Annotated in this window: 11 protein-coding genes; 9 read left to right on the top strand and 2 right to left on the bottom strand. The window is 58.8% G+C overall.

Annotation, left to right across the window (positions count from 1 at the left end; genetic code table 11):
• Positions 1-23 precede the first annotated feature (23 nt).
• Positions 24-857 carry a helix-turn-helix domain-containing protein gene (locus IBT46_RS20520; RefSeq protein ID WP_200547183.1) on the bottom strand — a complete coding sequence of 278 codons (834 nt, stop codon included), beginning with the start codon at positions 855-857 and terminating at the stop codon, positions 24-26.
• Between the two features lie 168 nt (positions 858-1,025).
• Here IBT46_RS20520 and IBT46_RS20515 point away from each other — a divergent pair, with 168 nt between their 5' ends.
• The 8 genes from IBT46_RS20515 to IBT46_RS20480 all read left to right on the top strand — a co-directional run bounded on the left by IBT46_RS20515 (position 1,026) and on the right by IBT46_RS20480 (position 13,580).
• The gene (locus IBT46_RS20515) at positions 1,026-2,165 is read left to right on the top strand and encodes a tyramine oxidase subunit B (protein WP_105594138.1); all 1,140 of its coding nucleotides are present in this window, start codon (positions 1,026-1,028) and stop codon (positions 2,163-2,165) included.
• A 53-nt stretch (positions 2,166-2,218) separates the two neighbouring features.
• On the top strand, positions 2,219-2,641 hold the full coding sequence (locus tag IBT46_RS20510) for a RidA family protein (RefSeq protein WP_200547182.1): 423 nt from the start codon (positions 2,219-2,221) through the stop codon (positions 2,639-2,641).
• Positions 2,642-2,668: 27 nt separating this feature from the next.
• The gene (locus tag IBT46_RS20505) at positions 2,669-3,961 is read left to right on the top strand and encodes an FAD-binding oxidoreductase (RefSeq protein WP_200547181.1); all 1,293 of its coding nucleotides are present in this window, start codon (positions 2,669-2,671) and stop codon (positions 3,959-3,961) included.
• A gap of 1,591 nt (positions 3,962-5,552) precedes the next feature.
• Positions 5,553-7,946, top strand: a complete 2,394-nt coding sequence (locus tag IBT46_RS20500; RefSeq protein WP_200547180.1) for a membrane-bound PQQ-dependent dehydrogenase, glucose/quinate/shikimate family — start codon at positions 5,553-5,555, stop codon at positions 7,944-7,946.
• 159 nt (positions 7,947-8,105) lie between these two features.
• Entirely contained in the window at positions 8,106-10,298 is a 2,193-nt protein-coding gene (locus tag IBT46_RS20495; RefSeq protein WP_200547179.1) for a TonB-dependent siderophore receptor, read from the top strand.
• Positions 10,299-10,335: 37 nt separating this feature from the next.
• Positions 10,336-11,337 (top strand): ABC transporter substrate-binding protein, encoded by a 1,002-nt coding sequence (locus tag IBT46_RS20490; protein ID WP_370569508.1) that lies wholly within the window; start codon positions 10,336-10,338, stop codon positions 11,335-11,337.
• A 142-nt stretch (positions 11,338-11,479) separates the two neighbouring features.
• Positions 11,480-12,967 carry an MFS transporter gene (locus IBT46_RS20485; protein WP_200547177.1) on the top strand — a complete coding sequence of 496 codons (1,488 nt, stop codon included), beginning with the start codon at positions 11,480-11,482 and terminating at the stop codon, positions 12,965-12,967.
• 25 nt (positions 12,968-12,992) lie between these two features.
• On the top strand, positions 12,993-13,580 hold the full coding sequence (locus tag IBT46_RS20480) for a TetR/AcrR family transcriptional regulator (RefSeq protein ID WP_200547176.1): 588 nt from the start codon (positions 12,993-12,995) through the stop codon (positions 13,578-13,580).
• 40 nt (positions 13,581-13,620) lie between these two features.
• On the opposite strand, the gene IBT46_RS20475 is transcribed toward IBT46_RS20480, so the two are convergent.
• Positions 13,621-14,253, bottom strand: coding sequence for an FMN-binding negative transcriptional regulator (locus IBT46_RS20475; protein WP_200547175.1), 633 nt, complete (start codon positions 14,251-14,253; stop codon positions 13,621-13,623).
• A 134-nt stretch (positions 14,254-14,387) separates the two neighbouring features.
• Here IBT46_RS20475 and IBT46_RS20470 point away from each other — a divergent pair, with 134 nt between their 5' ends.
• Positions 14,388-15,869 (top strand): PLP-dependent aminotransferase family protein, encoded by a 1,482-nt coding sequence (locus tag IBT46_RS20470; RefSeq protein WP_200547174.1) that lies wholly within the window; start codon positions 14,388-14,390, stop codon positions 15,867-15,869.
• Positions 15,870-15,993 lie beyond the last annotated feature (124 nt).

Below are 15,993 nucleotides of genomic sequence, written 5' to 3'. Positions count from 1 at the left end.
AACCTTGCGCTAACGACCGGGGTTCAGTGATGGCGAATACGACCGTTGTAGGACTCGTGCAGCGTGCGGCGCTGATAGTCCAGCGGCGTGGTGCTGACCAGCTTTTTGAACTCGCGCAGGAAGTGCGATTGATCGCTAAAACCCAGGTCCAGCGCGAGGTCGGAAAATGACACCGCGCCCTGCTGATGCAGGCTGTTCAACGCTGCCTGGCAGCGCATAATGCGGCCGAAGGTTTTCGGCGACATCCCGGTATCCTGCCTGAACTGGCGCTGAATCGTCCGGCAGGTGTAGCCGGTCAGTGACTCCAGCTGCTCAATGCGGATATTGCCTTTTTGCCGCAGGATGGTCTGAATACTCAGCCCGGTCACGGCGGACGTTTTGCGCACCAGTCGCGAGGTAAAGTGCTGATTAAACAACTCTATCTGCCGCGAGAACTGCGAATGGCGCAGGATCTGCTCGCAGGCCAGCCGGGCATCCGGCACCACATCCAGAAAGTTAAACTCGCGATCGGTTAACTCCTCCGCCACCAGGTCCAGAAAGTCCGGCACCACCCCCGGCGCAAAGCGTACGCCGAAGTAGCGATGATCGCGGATCAGCTCCGCGCTGCGTGCTTCCAGCGTGGTGCCGCACACCCGCGCTACCGGCTTTAGCGCATCACAGTCAAACACGATATCCACGCAGCCGTCCGGGATGGCCAGCGTCAGGCTGGCGGAGTGCGCCACGTCAAAACTGTAGAAGTGAGCAATCGCCGGATGGCGGGAGGCCATCAGCGAGTACTGATGCGCCGCGCTAAGCACAAACCACGGCTGTTCCGGCTGGATGACGGCGCTCTGGCCGCAGGCAAGATCGTGTGACATAGGCGGTTCCTGCATAGCAATGATGATGCTCAGTCAATGCAATCAGGGTGCCACTTCCGTTTTGGGGCGTTTCAGCGCGTGTCGCAAATATTCAATACAGCCCCGGCAGCCTCACGATATTCATAACGCAATTCCTGCGCTATCACCCGTTTTCCAGAGGCGACCGAGATGACCGACAACACCAGAATTGATTTTCTCTACCTTTCCGAGCAGGACATGATCCGCGCCGGAGTGACCGATATGGCGAGCTGTGTGGATACGATGGAGGAGATGTTTGGCCTGCTGTATCAGGGCGACTATCGTATGGCCGGTGCCAATAACGATTCCCACGGTGCGATGGTCACCTTCCCTGAAAACTCGCCGTTTCCCACTATGCCGAAGCCGACGGCTGACCGCCGTCTGATGGCGATGCCCGCCTACCTCGGCGGCAGCTTTTGCACTGCTGGGGTGAAGTGGTACGGCTCGAATATTGCCAACCGGCAGAAGGGATTACCGCGCTCGATCCTGATGTTCACCCTTAACGATGCCGACACCGGTGCACCGCTGGCGCATATGTCCGCCAACCTGCTTTCCGCCTACCGCACCGGTGCGGTGCCGGGGGTCGGTGCTCGCCATCTGGCGCGTAAAGATTCCCGAGTGATTGGCCTGCTGGGACCGGGCGTGATGGGCAAAACCGCCGTTGCCGCGTTTCTTGCCGTCTGCCCGCAGATTGACACCATCAAGGTGAAAGGCCGCGGGCAGCGTAGCCTGGACAATTTCATCTCCTGGGTCACCGCCACCTGGCCGCAAATCGCCACCGTGCAGGTGGTCGATACCCTCGAAGAGGTCGTGCGCGGTTCCGATATCGTTACCTACTGTAGCTCCGGCGAGGTGGGCGATCCGGCGACCTATCCGATCGTCAAGCGCGAGTGGGTGAAGCCCGGTGCGTTCCTGGCGATGCCCGCGCTGTGCAATATCGACGAAGGGATGGAACGGGCCGACGTGCGCAAGGTGCTGGATAACACCGGCCTGTATCACGCCTGGTTCGAGGAAGTGCCCAAACCAGCCCACCACACCATTCCCGTTATCGGCGTGCGCTTTATGGACATGCTGGCCGCCGGACAGCTGGCCCCGGAACAGCTGGAAGACATCGGCAAAATCATCGCCGGGGACGCGCCGGGCCGCCTGAACGATGACGAAATTATCATTATGTCGGTCGGCGGTATGCCGGTCGAAGACGTGGCCTGGGGCACGGTGGTTTACCGCAATGCGCTGGCTAACAACATCGGCGTCAAGCTGAACCTGTGGGACAGCCCGGCGCTGAGCTGAGCCCGATTGCCACCTTTTTCACTCTGACACTTTTATCTGAAGGGAATAACCACATGACCAAAATTATTAAAGTAAAAACCGGCTCCATCTTCGAAGAAAAAGCCAGCTACTCGCGCGTGGTGGCGGTCGATAACTGGATCTACGTTTCCAATACTGCCGGGCGCAACCCGCAGACCAAAGAGATCCCCGAGGATATTGCCGAACAGACGCAGCAGGTGTTTGCCAATGTTGAGCAGGCGCTGGCGGCGGTAGATGCTACGCTGGCCGACGTGATTTGTTCACGCCTCTTTATTCAGGACCCTGCCGATATCCATACGGTGATGGCCATCGTCGGCGAGAAATTCCGTGGCATCGACCCTGCCTTAACGGCTACCTGCCCGCCGCTGGGTTCCACGGTGTACAAAGTGGAGCTGGAGGTTACTGCTTACCGTGGAGCCTCTACGGCCAGCGTTGAAAAGCTTAACGTTTCTCAGTAATTCACTCAGCATAAGAAGGTAATGGCGATGGCTCCTGCGATAACGCCGGTACAAACGTCCGCGAACTTCCCGCCGGAAACCACGGTGGTAATTATTGGCGGCGGCATAGTTGGCCTGACGGCGGCGCTGACGCTGGCGGAACGAAATATTCCGGTGGTGGTACTGGAAAAAGGCCGCATAGCTGGCGAGCAGTCTTCCCGTAACCTCGGCTGGGTGCGGAAAACCAGCCGCCTGGCCGAGGATATTCCGCTGGCGCAGGCCGCCGATCGGCTGTGGGCGGAGATGTCGGAACGGGTCAGCAGTGATGTCGGCTATCGTCAGGCAGGCATTATGTTTGCCGCCCGCACGGAAGCACAGATGGCGATGTACGAAGGCTGGCTGAAATCGGTCAGTTCTCTGCATCTGGATTCCCATCTGCTGAGCGCGCAGCAGATCGCCGCCCAGGTGCCTGGCGGCGGCAGCCAGTGGGCCGGAGGGATTTTCACCCCCTCCGACGGGCGGGCGGAGCCGACGCTGGCCTCCAGCGCCATTGCCCGCGCGGCGATGGCCAAAGGGGCGGTGATTGTTGAGCACTGCGCGGTGCGTACGCTGAGTACGACAGCGGGCAGGGTCAGCGGCGTGGTGACCGAACGTGGGGAAATCCGCTGCGAGCAGGTGCTGCTGGCTGGTGGTATCTGGTCGAGGCGTCTGCTGGGCAATCTGGGTATTTCGCTACCGGTGCTGCCGCTGGTGTGTTCGGTACTGCGTACGAAGCCGATGGACGGGCCGACGGACATTGCCGTTGGTGCACCGGATTTCTCCTTCCGTAAGCATATCGACGGTGGTTTTATTGTTACTCAGCGCGGTGCGCTGGACGCTTCGCTGACGCTGGATCATTTTCTGTTGGGAACGCGCTATCTGCCGCAGCTTCGCGCGCAGCGGGATTTTCTGCGGATTAAAATTGGCACGCCGTTTGTCCGCGACCTGATGCTGGCGCGGCGCTGGCGGGCCAGCAGCCGGTCGCCGTTCGAGCAGGTGCGGACGATGGACCCGCCGGTGAATGCGGAGCTGAATCAGGAGGCGCTAACCAACCTCAGGGCGGCGTGGCCGGTGTTTTCGCAGGCGGAAATTGCCGAAGCCTGGGCCGGAACCATCGACGTGACGCCGGATTCGAATCCGGTTATTGGCCCGGTGGCGAAGCTGCCCGGTCTGACGCTGGCGACTGGTTTTTCCGGGCACGGGTTCGGCACTTCACCGGCGGCAGGGCAGCTGGCGGCGGATCTGGTGTGTGGGGATGCGCCGCTGATCGATCCTGCGCCGTACCGGTTCGATCGCTTTTGAGGGTGCAGTCGGGCTGGTGAATTTAGTCGCGGATAAAACGGTGCCAGGTTCCCGGCCTCTGCCGGGGTTCCCGGTCGGTCCTCGCGTTACGCGCTGCGTGATGCCTTCGGTTTCAGCATCCGGCCGGGCGGACCGGCGAAGACGTGTCGTCCCTGACCCGACTTCGCCTGACACCGACGTCCTGTCGGTGTCTCCTGCCCAGTTGCTTCCACCTCAGCGCTGTGGATTGCCCGGTATCCCCGGCAGAGGCTGTGCACCTTCATGGTATTGTTGTCGCTGATTGGCGAAAGGTTCAGGCTATGGCGTCCAATAAGGGAATTCGGCGGAGGTGTTCTTCTATAAAAGCGTCTCAACCGTCCGTGCAGTCATTAAGGCTCCAGAAGATACAAACCAGCTGCCCCCCCAGAGCTAAGGATTGTACAAAATCTCCCACATAGGCTGTGCACTCTCAGGCCAGTGTTATCGCTGCTTCGAAAACAGTTCGGGTTACGAGGTTCAGTACGAGAATTTAGCGGATATGTTCTGCTCTAAATACGTTTCAAGAGTTATAGCCCGGACGAACCGCCGCCACGGCGTGCAATCTAAAACGCTGAATGAAGAAAGGGTATCAGCGTGGCTCTACAGCCTGCACAACACCAATTTCCATTTGATGACTGGCACAGATGTTGTCCGATCTAAAGACAGCTCAAGGGTCACAGCGCAGACGGGTTGCTGCTCCTACGGGCAATTAATAACGATGACTGAAGAAAGGACATCAGGGTGGCTGCACAACTTGGTACATCACCCATTTCGATCTGAAGACACGATTTCACAAAACAGACGCTTTCTGATCTGAAAACGGCTCAAAAGTCACAGCGCGGACGGGGGGCGGCCGCGACGGGCAATCCGCAGCGCTGAACGGAGAGAGGAAGCCAGGATGTGCCCGCAGGACGCGGGCGCAAGGCTCGGTCGGCACACGGATGTGCCGTCTGAGCCGGTCCGAACGGCTGACGAACAAAGTGAAGGCACCGCGAAGCGGCGCGAGGACCGCCAGCCGGGGCCGCCCCCCGTCCACGCAGTCACGCAGGCACCAGACGATACAAAGCAACCGCTCCCCGTCCACGCAGCCACCAGACGATACAAACCAGCATCCCCCACGCATCCCAATAATCCAATCGGCATTATGCAGAGAGTAATACGGACGTTCTGAGGGGTTTTAATATAATTCCATAAGTTTTCTATAACGGCAGATAATTATTTAAAGAAACTATCAGTTTTATATTTAATCAAACTGTGCTGTTTCGGTATTTCATTTTTAATTTACTGTTTCAGCGGGTTTTTGCGAAGTAATAACGGAGAGTGTTGCTAACAGGACGTTATTTACTCTCTGTATTTCTCTATGGCTATCTTTATTTTTATCTGTGAAATATATCCAATAAAATATTCTCCTGCATTTAGTAAGGGCTATATTTTCGTGCATCTCACTGGTTTGAAATGTATCTTTAAATTATGGTGATTATTTACCATATCTATGGCTTTCACTTGCGGACCGCCACATTCGTGTCGGTCAGAGTGGTTCTATTATTTTAATAATTAAAAAGGGATTCTTCTAATGTCATCTACAGGTGATTCAGGGGGGCGCGTGAATAAGTTTTTCCCAATACTGGTTCTGGTATTTGGATTGCTTACCGCCGTCACCGGGATTTATTTTCTCATTGGTGGATGGAAACTCGCCGCGCTGGGTGGGTCTCTGTACTATATCATCGCCGGTATTGCCTATCTGCTTCTGCTGGTTTTATTGGTGCTGAAAAAGCGCCCCGGGCTGACGCTGTCGATTGTTATTTTCGTGGCGACGGCAATCTGGGCCTTAATTGAGGTCGGCGGCGTGGCTTACTGGCCGCTGATGGCCCGTCTGGTGGTTCCGGCAATTATCCTGATGCTCAGCCTGTGGGTATTCCCCGCGCTGGCGAAGGAAATCAGTTCGCGCAAACGCGCGGCGCACCTGAGCGGCTGGGGCGTATTCGTCTGCCTGCTCGGCGTGCTGGCCGGTGCCTTTGTGCCACACGGTAAGATCTACAATCCCGCTGCGGTTGCCACCCAGCCCGCTGCGCTGGAAGGGGACTATAAAGCGCAGGCAGATCAGGACTGGGATCATCTTTCCCGCAATGCCAGCGGCACCCGCTTTGCGGCCGTCGATCAGATCACCCCGGAAAATGTGAATAAGCTGCAGGTGGCATGGACGTACCGCACCGGCCGTATTCTCGAAGGTAAAGTGGCCGGGGTTGATGAAAATACCCCACTGCAGATCGGCAACGTGCTCTATACCTGTACGCCGCAGAACGTCGTCGCCGCCGTGGATGCCGATACCGGTAAGCCGATCTGGAAGGTCGATCCGAAAGCCGCGGCCACCTCGCACGTTACCTGCCGCAGCGTCGGTTATTACGATCTCGACAAAGATACGTCGCTGTCCAGCGAAGAGAAAGCACAGGCACCGGCCGAGTGCCGCCGTCGCATCATCGCCACCACCATTGATGCACGTATGCTGGCGCTGGATGCACAAACCGGCCAGGCGTGCACAGATTTCGGCAATGCGGGCACCGTCGATCTGCGCGCAGGCATGACCCCAACCGAGAACGGCCAGGCTTATCACCCAAGCGGTACGCCGGTGATCATGGGCCACCTGACCGTGTTTGGCACCTGGATACACGATCACTCGGATAACGACGCCTCGGGTGTCGTGCGCGCGTATGACGTGCGTAACGGCGCGCTGGTCTGGTCGTGGAATGCCGAGGAAGATGCACCTGATGCGGTGAATCACACCGGCGGCACGCCAAACGTCTGGGCGCCTGCGACCTACGATCGTGACCTGAATACGGTTTACCTGCCGACCGGTATGGGGCCGCCTGACTATTGGGGCGGTAAGCGCACGCCGTCAGCCGAGAAGTTCTCTTCCGCCGTGGTCGCCGTTGATGCCACCACCGGTAAGACGAAATGGATCTTCCAGACCGTCCACCACGACGTCTGGGACTATGACGTGCCGTCGCAGCCGGTGATGTACGAGATGAAGAATGAGGAAGGCGAACGCGTTCCCGTACTGATTCAGACCACCAAAATGGGCCAGATCTTCGTGCTGGACCGCCGGACAGGCAAACCGGCCAGTAAAGTGGAAGAACTGCCGGTCACCACCACACCGACCGGGCAGGATGACCATATGTCGCCGACCCAGCCGTTCTCGACAAATATGCCAAGCCTGGGCCTGTCGACGCTGAAAGAAAGCGAAATGTGGGGGATTACGCCATTTGACCAGCTTGAGTGCCGTATCACCTTCAAGTCCGCGCGCTATAACGGCATCTACACCCCGTCGGCAGAATCCGACTATATTCAGTTCCCCGGCACGCTGGGCGGAATGAACTGGGGCGGCATCTCCATCGATGAACGTAACGGTATGATGTACGTTAACGACATTCGCATGGGCAAAGTGATGGCGCTGAAGACGGAAGAGCAGGCCAAAACTTATAAAGGCTCGCCGATCCGCTCGATGCTGGCCAAACCTTACGTCGGGCTGAAATCGGACTTCTTTATGTCGTCGCTGGGCGTTCCCTGCCAGAATCCGCCGTTCGGTACGCTGAGCGCGATTGACCTCAATACCAAAAAACTGGTCTGGCAGGTTCCGGTCGGCACCGTTGAGGACACCGGTCCACTGGGGATGAAAACCCATCTGCCGATGCCAATTGGCATGCCGACGCTGGGCGGGCCGACCGCTACGGCCGGTGGCGTCGTGTTCTTTGCGGGCACCCAGGATAACTATATGCGCGCCTTCAACAGCAAAACCGGCGAGGAGATTTGGAAATACCGTCTGCCGGTTGGCGCGACTGCGTCTCCGCTGGTGTACAAGTCGCCGCAGACCGGCAAACAGTATGTGGTGATTTCCGCAGGTGGCGCTGCGCACGCGGCGGAACTGGGCGATTATCTGATTGCCTTCGCACTGCCTGACAGCCAAAAGTAAGCGGTACTGAATGAGTCATTCGATGCCGCACTCCCGTGCGGCATTTTTTTATCCGCTTTACCCCTGAGGCGATGGGGTGCCAAAACGTGATCGCGATCACTAAATAGCCGCCTTATCGATCGTAATATAGTATTTTATATAACGACAGCTAACTCCTTAATGAAAAACATATTTCTCGGCGCGATTTTTGTCGCGCTGCCGGGCTTCGCCGCCCAAAATTCGGTATCAACCGCGTCCTCTGCCAGTACTGAAAAGCCCAGCAAAGAACAGCAAATCCTCGTCACCGCCAGCGCCCCCCGCGATTTGACCGATGAAAGTAAGGCCGGAGCCGGTTTCACCACCGCCGAGACCGATCTGGGTCCGCTGGGCAGTAAAGATCGGCTGGATACGCCGTATTCCACCACTACCGTCACTCATGAAATGATTGATAACCAGCAGGCGAAAAGCGTCAGCGAGCTGCTGAAGTATTCACCCAGCACCCAGATGCAGGCGCGCGGTGGGATGGACGTCGGCCGCCCGCAAAGTCGCGGTATGCAGGGCAGCGTGGTGTCCAACAGCCGTCTTGATGGCCTGAATATTGTTTCCACCACCGCGTTCCCGGTGGAAATGCTGGAGCGGCTGGATGTGCTGAACAGCCTGACCGGGGCACTTTACGGCCCCGCCAGCCCGGCCGGGCAGTTTAACTTTGTCGCCAAACGCCCGACGGAGCAGACCCTGCGCCGCGTGACCCTGGGCTATCAGAGCCGCAACGCCTGGAGCGGACATATCGACCTTGGCGGCCATTTTGACGATGAGAATAAGTTCGGCTATCGCCTGAATCTGCTGGATGAAGAGGGGGAAGGCAACGTCGATGACAGTACTCTGCGGCGCAAGCTGGTGTCGCTGGCGCTGGACTGGAATATCAGCCCGGGTACGCAATTACAGCTGGACGCCAGCCACTACGAATTCCTGCAAAAAGGCTACGTCAGCGGCTTCAGCTACGGCACCGGCATCGACCTGCCAAAAGCCCCGAACCCGAATAACAAGAATTACACGCTGCCGACCACCGGTAACGATCTGACCACCGACACCATCAGCAGCCATCTGATCCACTACTTCGATAACAGCTGGTCGATGACCGCCGGTGTGGGCTATCAGCAGGCCGACCGCGCGATGCGTACCGTGTCGAACACTCTGACCAGCAACAGCGGAACCCTCAGCCGCTCGGTGACCGACTCCGCCGCCGCAGGCCGCTTCCGCGTGTTGAGCAATATGTTGACGCTGAACGGTCACGTCGATACCGGCAGCATCGGCCACGATCTTGCCTTTGCCACCAGCGGCTACGTCTGGTCGATCTACTCGGCGAAGGGCAGCAGCCAGCGCTACAGCCTGGGCACCAGCAACTACTACGATCCGTCGGCAATGCAGGAACCGGGCGACGGGCGGATCATCAACAGCGGCGCGCGCTATCGCACCAGCGTGACCAGCCAGCAGAGCGTGACTATCGGCGATACGCTGACCTTTAACCCGCGCTGGTCGGCGATGGCCTACCTGAGCCAGAGCTGGCTGGAAACCCGCAGCTACAATAACCAGGCGGCAAAAACCGACCAGGTGAATGAAGACGGACTCAGTCCGAACCTGGCGCTGATGTACAAAATCACCCCGTCGGTGATGGCTTATATCAGCTACGCCGACTCGCTGGAGCAGGGCGGCACCGCACCGACCGGCCAGGGCGTGAAAAACGAAGGCACGACCCTCGATCCGTACCGCAGCGAGCAGTATGAAATCGGTCTGAAGGCCGACGTGAACGGCATGAACCTGGGCGCGGCGCTGTTCCGCCTGAAGCGTCCGTTTGCCTATGTTGACCCCGACGATATGGTTTACAAAGAGCAGGGCGACCAGCTGAATAAAGGGCTGGAGCTGACCGCCAGCGGCAATCTGTGGCAGGGGCTGAACGTTTACAGCGGCGTGACCTTCCTCGATCCGAAACTGAAAAATACCGTTTCTGAAGATACCAGCAACAAGCGGGTGGTGGGCGTGCCGAAGGTGCAATCTAACCTGCTGGTGGAGTACAACCTGCCTTCCATGCCGGAACTGGTTTACAGCGCGAATCTGCACTACACCGGCAAGCGCGCCGCCAATAACACCAACAGCACCTGGGCCGGGAGCTATACCACGCTGGATCTGGGCACGCGCTACAGCACCCGCATCGGCAATGTTCCGGCCACGTTGCGCCTGATGGTGAATAACGTCACTAATGAGCGCTACTGGGCCTCCATCTTCCCTGGCGATACCGACGGCAGCGGCAGCTCCGCCAGCGCCTTTGCCGGTACCGCCCGCGAGGTTCGCGCGTCGGTGACGTTTGACTTCTGATAACCGAGGGGCGCACCTGAGGGTGCGCCAGATAATGATGATTTCACGACTTCAACGGCGGGCGCTCAGGCTGCTGGCCATCATACTGCTGCCTGCCGCCGTCGCTGCGGCGGAGCCTGCGGGGCACACCACGATCCGCGTGGCCACGCCCTGGCCCGCGCAAACGGCGACGATTGCCATGCTCGGCTACAGCCAGAATCTGGTGGGGACGTCAGTCGTGGCAAAGCGGATTCCGCTGCTGCTGCAAAGCTATCCGGGGCTGGCCAACGTGCCGGTTATCAGCGCCAACAACGGCCACGAAATCAGCGCCGAACAGGTGATTGCGCTCAATGCCCAGCTGCTGATCGTGCCTGAAAGCATGCGGCTGGCCCAGCCGGAAGCGCTGACGGCGGCGGGCATTAACACGCTGATGCTTAAGTCGAACTCAATGGCTGCGCTGCGCGAACGGGTTACCCGCACCGCGCAGGCGCTGGGGCCGGATGCGGTGGCGGTGGATGTGCGCTACCAGACGTATTTCGACCGCAACGTGGCGCTGATCCGTGAAGGCCTGAAGGATTTGCCGCCGAGCGAACGTGTCTCGCTGTATCACAGCATGGGCAGCCCGCTGACCAGCAGCGGTCGGCCTTCGCTTAATCAGGACTGGATGGATTTGGCCGGGGCGCGCAACGTGGCGGAACAGTGGTTCGGGCAGCGCAAAAACAGCAACGGTGAAGTGTCGCTGGAGCAGGTGGTTGCCGCGAATCCGCAGGTGATTGTGGCGATGAATCACCGCGATGCGGAAGAGATCATGCACTCCCCGGCCTGGCAGGGCGTGGCGGCGGTGCAGCAGCATCGGGTGTATACCAACCCGCAGGGCATGTTCTGGTGGTGCCGGGAAACCAGCGAAGCCGTGCTGCAAATTCTGTGGCTGGCGAAAACGCTCTATCCGGCACGTTTTAGCGATGTTGATATGAATAAGGAAGTATTTGATTTTTATCATGACTTCTTCGGCATATCGCTAACCCCCGACCAGGTGACGGCAATTCTGAATCCGGTTTGATAGCCGGATCATTAGCCGTTGCCGTAAAAACTCCTCTTGATTTTGAGCGGTTGCTCAAGTAATTTCCCGCTCTTGAGCAACCGCTCAAAATTGCAATGCGGCGTGCGGACTGACGACCAACGCCGCTCAGAGAGGGTTTCCAATGCACGTTAATAACCGCTGGCTGGTGCTGGCGATCGTCACCAGTACACTATTTTTGATCGTCATTGATATGACGGTGCTGTACACCGCGCTGCCGCGCATCATGCAGGAGCTGAACGGCACGGCGGCGGAAAAATTATGGATTATCAACGCCTATCCGCTGGTGGTGGCCGGTCTGCTGCCGGGGGCAGGGATGCTCAGCGATCGCCTGGGCCACAAACGGCTGTTTATCATCGGCCTGCCGCTGTTTGCCCTCGCTTCCTGGTGTGCGGCGTTTTCCCCCACCGCCGGGCTGCTGATTGCTTCCCGCGTGTTCCTGGCCGTGGGCGCGGCCATGATGATGCCCGCCACGCTGGCGATTGTGCGCCATGTATTTGTCGATGAACGCGAGCGGGCGCTGGCCATTGGCATCTGGGCCGCGGTGGCGTCCGGTGCGGCGGCGCTGGGGCCGGTTCTGGGCGGGCTGCTGCTGGAATACTTCTGGTGGGGATCGGTCTTTTTAATCAACGTGCCGGTGGTCATGGTGGTGCTGCCTTTCGCCTGTTGGCTCATCCCACACAGCGGCGGCAATCGCCAGCGGCCTTTCGATCTGGTGGGATCGCTGCAAATTATGTTCGGTCTGGTTGGTGCGGTTTTTGCTCTGAAAGAACTGAGCAACATCAACGCATCGCTGTTCTCTGTTGTGGCCTCTGCTGCCGTCGGCGCACTGTTCCTGACGCTGTTCGTTCGTCGCCAGCAGCGTGCTGCGCAGCCGATGATCGATTTTTCGCTGTTTCGTAATGGCGGCTTTTCCGGTGGGGTGATGATTGCTATCGTTTCCGGGATTGCGCTGACCGGCGTGGAACTGGTACTGACCCAGCGCCTTCAACTGGTTCTGGGGCTGTCGCCGCTGATGTCCGCGTTGATGCTGTTGCCGCTGCCGGTGGCGTCGGTACTGGCGGCTCCGTTGGCGGGTGTGCTGCTGCCGCGCTACGGTGAGCGGGCGGTGATTATGTTCAGCTTTACGCTCAGCGCGCTGGGGATCATCTGCCTGCTGGGATTATTTAGCAGCGCGTTGATATGGCAGATGCTGGCCCTGTTTGTAATCGGATGCGGCCTGGGTGCGATGTTTACCGCTGCATCTACCTCCATCATGCTCAACACCCCGGAAGAAAAAGCCGGGATGGTCGCGGCGATTGAAGATGTTTCCTGGGAACTGGGTGGCGTACTGGGCGTGACGCTGCTGGGGGGAATGATGACGGCGGTTTACAGTTACGGGCTGGTTCTGCCGGAAGGGCTGGTCAGCGGGGAGGCGGCTTATGATAGCATTGACGAAGCGTTACGCATTGCTGCCGGAATGGGAGCGGAGCGTGCAGCTCAGCTGACGGGCCTGGCCTACGGTGCTTTCGATCGCGCCTTCCTTGCCGTGCTGGGCAGCGCCGCTGCGCTGCTGGTGCTGACTTCGCTGGTTCTGCGGCGGGTTTTGCGGCCGGTTCACTGCGTTAAGTAAATACAGAGGTCACACGGAATAACAGATGAAAGAAACTGCGGAAGAACTACGAGCCAGAATCCTGAGCGGCGCGATTGAATTGTTTATTGAGAAAGGCGTGGAAAAAGTGACCACGCGCGAGCTGACAGAGCATCTTGGCCTCTCCCGCAGTCATATCTATCACTACTTTCGTGACTGGCAGGCGCTGTGCCTGGAGGCGCTGACCGTATTTTTGCAGGCCGATTTGGATAATCTGAAAGCGAGGATCGTCGGTCAGCCCGCCAGGGAACAGCTGCGGATGCTGATGCAAACCTATCTGCCCGATGTGCAGGACGCGGTCTGGCAGCTTTACGGTTCGCTGTGGCAGCTGGCCATTCACGATGAAACCTGGGCAGTGCTGGCCCGGCAGATGGTGGATAAATGGCAGCTGCTGCTGGATGGCATTATTAACGCCGGTATTGCGGAAGGCGTATTCAGCAGCGCCGCTCCACTCCGTACAGCCCGCCAGCTGGGCGCGATGATCAACGGCTACAGCGATCTGCTGATCGTTGAACCTTCCGCCAGCGCACGCCAGCAGGCGACGGAAGATATTGAAGCCTTTATCGCGCTCGCGCTGCTGACGCCAGCAGAGTAGCTCTGCGCCGCCGCTCCGCATTGACCCGCAGCGGGCCGGTTTAACGTTTTTCCCTGCCTGCCGCCCGCATCGCCCCGGCAATCTTCTGCTGGCCGCGATCGAAGAGTGCCGTTACGGCTCCTTCCCGATCGGCGGCTTTCTTGTTCTGCCCCAGTTTCATCAGCCCGTCAATTTCACTGATGCGGATCTCAATTCCCACGACCGCTTTCAGCATGGCGCTGATGAAATTTTCCGGCGCGTCGGAAAGCTGCCACGGCTGCGGCATCGCCGACTCCTGTTTCCGGGTCAGGCTGGCAATCATCTGGCGTAAAAAATCCTCATCGTCACGGAATGAGATGCGTCCACGGACGTGCACCGCCTGATAGTTCCAGGTGGGGACTTCACGGTGCGTTTCCTGCTTTGAGGGATACCAGTTGGGGGAGATGTAGGCCTCCGCGCCGCGAAACACCACCAGCACATCGCTATCCGCTGCCACCCTTTGCCACAGCGGATTGGCGCGGGCGATATGAGCATACAGGCTGCCCATATCGCCCTCGCGCGGCTGAAACTCAAAAGGGATATGCAGTACTTCAAGCTGTTGCTGAGCGCTGACCAGCATCCCCAGCGGATACTCCGCGATCAGACTATGGAGCACCTCAGGCCGTTTTTCGCTGAATAAAGAAGAAGGGTACATGGTTCACTCCTGGTAAACATGAAAGAGAACGGGCGTGGCTGGCTACTGACCTGCCGCAGAAGGTCGTGCTAAATTACGCCAATAGTGGCCTGCAATTAAGGGCCAGTATCACGCAAAATTACCAGGCCACAATCATGTCCAGAACCGTAGCAGTAGTGGAAATTCCCTCTATTGGCGAGTTAGATCGCCAGTCGGGGCAGCTCAGCCAGCAGCTGGCGCGGGCGTTGAAGAGGGCGATTCAGCGAGGGGAACTTAAGGCGGGCGATCGTCTGCCTTCCACGCGCGTACTGGCCGCCGCACTGGGGCTATCCCGGGGCACGGTGACCCTTGCGTATGAGCAACTGATTGCTGAAGGATTTTTTCAGGCAGAGCGCGGGGCTGGCACCCGGGTAGCGAGCGATCTCACCCTGCCGGATAAATCGCCGACCGATCGGCTGCGGGACTCGGCGCCCCCTCCGCTTTCTGCCAGAGCGCAGCGCTTCGCGCGTGCCGCCGGGCAAATCTCACCGATGCCGGCCGTGCCGTTTGCGGTGTCGGTTCCTGCCGGTGACACACTGCCTGACGATATCTGGCGGCGAATTGGCAATCGCATAAGGGCTCGAGGCCCCGGCGCACCTTCCGGCTATGGCGAGCCCGCTGGCGCACCTGAACTGCGTGAGGCTATCGCCGAATACGTCAGAAAATCCCGTTCGGTACGCTGTCATGCCGAACAGGTCATTATCACCTCCGGCACTCAGCAGGGGTTGTATCTGGCGACACAGGTTCTGCTGGAGGAGGAGGATAAAGCCTGGGTTGAGGACCCGGCTTATCCCGGCATTACCTCTATTTTTGAGTGCCATGGTCGTCAGCAGCAGATGGTCAGGGTGCCGGTCGATGATGCCGGGCTGGATGTCGCGGAGGGGATTGCACGCTGTGCGGAAGCCCGGGCGGTATTTGTGACGCCCTCGCACCAGTATCCGCTGGGCATGCCGCTGTCTATGGCCCGCCGCAGTATGTTGATTAACTGGGCGAAAGAGCACCAGGCCTGGATCGTTGAGGATGATTACGATAGCGAGCTGCGCTACGGCGGCCATCCTTTCCCTGCCCTACAGGGGCTGGCTCCGGAGCAGGTTATCTACCTGGGGACTTTTAGCAAAATCCTGTTTCCGTCGCTGCGCCTGGGCTATGCCGTCGTGCCGAAAGGCATGGTGGACGCCTGGCGGGGAGCCCGAATGCTGATGGATCGCCATCCCCCAAACGCTGACCAGTATGTGCTTGCCCACTTTATGCGGGAGGGGCATCTGGATCGGCACATTCGCCGCATTCGTAGCGTGTATGCCGAAAAGCGTAGCGTACTGATCGCGGCGATCGCGCGATTCATTCCGGCGGATCTGGCGTCGGTGCAGCCCGGCGATCAGGGGATGCACCTGCTGCTGTGGCTAAGGCAGGATCTGGACGATCGTCAGGTCGTCAGGCGGGCGCTGGCGTCGGGCGTTTCGGTGCGGGCCATTTCGCATATGTATGCTGATGCCAGCCGTCGTCCCGGGCTGATCCTCGGTCTGGGGGGATTCACCGGGGATGCAATAGAGCAGGCGGTACGCTGGCTGGCAGCCGCTATTATTGCGGAGGCCGGGTAGCCTGCCGCTCCGGCAGAGTACAGGCGGCGGGCTGCGAAGCCGATCTGATTTTCGCTATCGGCGACTTAAAAAAAGCAATTTACGCGATAAATTGCCAGTACAGATAATTTTATTAAATAATTAC

This window comes from Erwinia sp. S38, from assembly GCF_016624545.1.
Taxonomy (GTDB): domain Bacteria; phylum Pseudomonadota; class Gammaproteobacteria; order Enterobacterales; family Enterobacteriaceae; genus Erwinia; species Erwinia coffeiphila.
The sequence above is the reverse complement of the archived record's forward strand: the minus strand, read 5'-3'. Positions and strand labels throughout refer to the sequence as shown.